Consider the following 2949-nt stretch of genomic DNA (forward strand, 5'->3'; position numbering starts at 1 on the left):
GACACGCTTTTCGTCGGCTTGACCTGACCCCTCGGGTGTGGCTGCCTCGAGCACTGCTCGTGACGGGACCACCCCACGGGATCGCGACCAACGCACGCAACAGCAAGCCGCCCAACGCAACAGGCGTGCCATCTACCTACGCACGGCGCCGGCCCGGTCCTTGATCAGTTGGCGGGGTCCGGGGCGGAGCCCCGCGCCTGAAACAGGAACAAGACCACCCAAACCGCAACCACCAACCCACCCCACCCCAACCCAATCCACCTACACACCCCGGCGCCGAGAAGGAATAGCCGTCAAAAGCGTGAACAAGGCAGCAGCCCCCTGCCCCAACAACAAGAAATCCCTCAAAGCGGACGACATCTCCACCCGAACCTCAGCCCGGTCCCCGGGCAACGGCACCCCCACCAAATGCCCCCAAACCCGGACCACAGGCACCTCGACGGAGTCCACGAACACCCGCCACCCCGGCTCGTCCTCAGCCGCGAGAACGAGCACCCGCCCCTCCCCACCAGGCGAAACCCGAACAGCCACGTCAGGCAGCGACACGTTCACGGGAGCAACCCCGTCAGCAGCGAGGACAGCAGGCGGATCCCCACCGGTCCGAGCCCGCCGAGCCAGATCAGGCGCCAGCAAAACCCCGGTATCGGCAATAAACCGCAATCGAAGCACGGGCCGCCCATCAGAAGCCCCAGGCGCATCGGACACCAGTTCCCCAGCCGCAGCCCGAACCCGAGCAGCAACCTCACCGGAGGGCAAAACGACAAACACCACCCCGGACGAAGCAGCCTGAGCCAAAGCCGTTTTCACCACTTCGGGCGACCCGTCGAGCAACGACGAGTTCCACCGCCGCAACCGGCCAGGCGACGACACGGTGGGCACCAGGTCGTCGTCCCCGAAAGCGGGCAGCCGCCCGGCCACCTGCCGCACGGTCGGTCCGACAATCAGCACCGACCGCCCGCTGCGCTCCAGCTCCGCGGTCAGCGACGGTCCCAGCAGGACTCCGCCGCCGGTCTTCAGCGGCCCGGACCGCAGGTCGAGGAACCCGGCCACGGTCAGGCTGGCCAGCGTCACGACGCCGACGAGGTAGACGGCCCGCCGCACGCGGGCCTGGGCCGCGATCCCCGGCGCCACCCCGCGCTGGCAGGCCGCGAGCACCACCCAGACGAGTCCCCAGGCCAGCACCACCAGCGGCGCGCCCGGCCAGGCGCCGACCGCGGACACGGCGGCCAGTGCCCCGACGGCCAGCACGACCACCAGGACACCGGGCAGCATCGAGGCGTTCGGCCGCAGCACGGCGGCGGCGAACCCGGCCGCCGCGAACACCGAGCACACGATCAGGTTCGGCGGCGGTGAGGCGAAGGCGGCGCCCAGCCCGTTGAGGACCATCTCCGGGTGCTGCAACAGCACCGCGGGCCACGGCAGCAGCAACGCCATCGGCAGCAGCACGATCGCGAACAGCGCGGCGATCCGCCGGGCCCCGCCGGTGACGGCGATGAACCCGGCCAGCGAACCGACGATCACCACGACGTGGGTCAGCGGCGAGAACGCTCCCAGCACCGCGACCCCGAAGGCCGTTCCGGACGCCATCGGCAGCCACGCGTGTGTGGACGACGCGCGCAGAACGGCGTAGATGCCGGCGAACACAAGTGGTGTCACGACGTGCACGACGACGACGTCAAGCCGTCCTTCGGTCACGGCCGTGGTGGCGACCGGGAGCAGTCCGTAGAACGCCGCCACCACCGCGCGCACGGAACGACGGACGCGCAAGCCCCGTGACGCGATGTAGGCCGCCAACGCGGCGAGGGGGATGTCGCCGAGCATGAGCATCGCCACGGCGAACGACGGACCGCCGGGCACCAGACCCAGCACGGCCAGAGCCGCCGGGGCCGGGGCCGCCGTACCGCCGGAGACCGGGTGCCACGACGCGAGGTACGTCGACCACACCTCACCGAGCGACCCGACGGGCAGCAGGCGTCCGCCGGCGAGGTCCAGGCCGAGGCGAGACCAGTTCGAGATCACCGCAACGAGTGACAAGGTCAACACCAGGAGCACCGGCGGCGCGAGCAACAACGACCGCAGCACCCGCGACTGGTCGACCTCGACGAAGATCCGGTCGGCACCGCCGCGGGGTCCCGGCGACGGACGCGGCCGCGGCGTCGGCTTCACCCCGACCGGCAGACCGGCGTCCAGCGAGACGACTACAGGGGGCCGGCGCAGACCGGCGACGCGCGGTCGGCCGCGGGACGCGCCGGCGGGCAGCGCGGACGGGCCGACGAGCGGTGAGTCCACTTCGGACGGATCGAGCCACGTCGAACCGGAATCGGTTGCGGGCAAACGACCCAGCTCGGCGTCGGCCTGCACCCGGCGGCGGATCAGGAAGGTGGCGCCGGCGCGGACGGCGTTGCGGAACCTGGTGAGTCTGCTGGTGAAGAGCCCGGGCACGACGGCGGAGCCGCGGCGCGTGCGGCGTCCTTCGAGCAAACGGCCGCGCGTCAGCAGGTACCGGGCCGCTCCCGCCTCGGCGTGTGCGTCGGCGAAACGCCGGAGGAACAGGAACCCCGCGGCGCGCAGCAGCGACAGGAACACGAGCCGGGGAACGCCGACGACGAACGAGAAACCTGAACAATTGACCAAAAAAGTGCGCATGCCGTGCGCGCGGTCGACGCCGTGAAATGACGGTCCCGGCCGCGCCATGGCCGCGTCCAAACGGCGGGCGCCTTTAGTCGCGGCCCGTGCATGTCGCATGCGTGCGACCGGTACGCACAGGACCAAATGACCCGCGCGATTAGCGCGCCAGCCGAAGTCGAGATCATCGCGCAGCAACGGCATCGCCTCGTCGTAACCGCCGAGCGCGTGCCACACCTCACGTTTGATCAACGAACCGGCCGACGAAACGGCCAGCACCTCGGTGCTTTGCTGGAACGACGCGGAGTGCTCCGCCGACGAAAG

The 2949-nt window shown here is 70.6% G+C and carries 1 protein-coding gene; it reads right to left on the minus strand.

Translation table 11 applies throughout. The annotated features are described in order from the left end of the window. Positions 1-261: 261 nt before the first annotated feature. Positions 262-2949 (minus strand): glycosyltransferase family 2 protein (locus VF330_RS36550; RefSeq protein WP_330856313.1); only part of this gene is annotated, 2688 nt, incomplete at its 5' end.

The organism is Lentzea sp. (assembly GCF_036380075.1).
GTDB lineage: Bacteria > Actinomycetota > Actinomycetes > Mycobacteriales > Pseudonocardiaceae > Lentzea.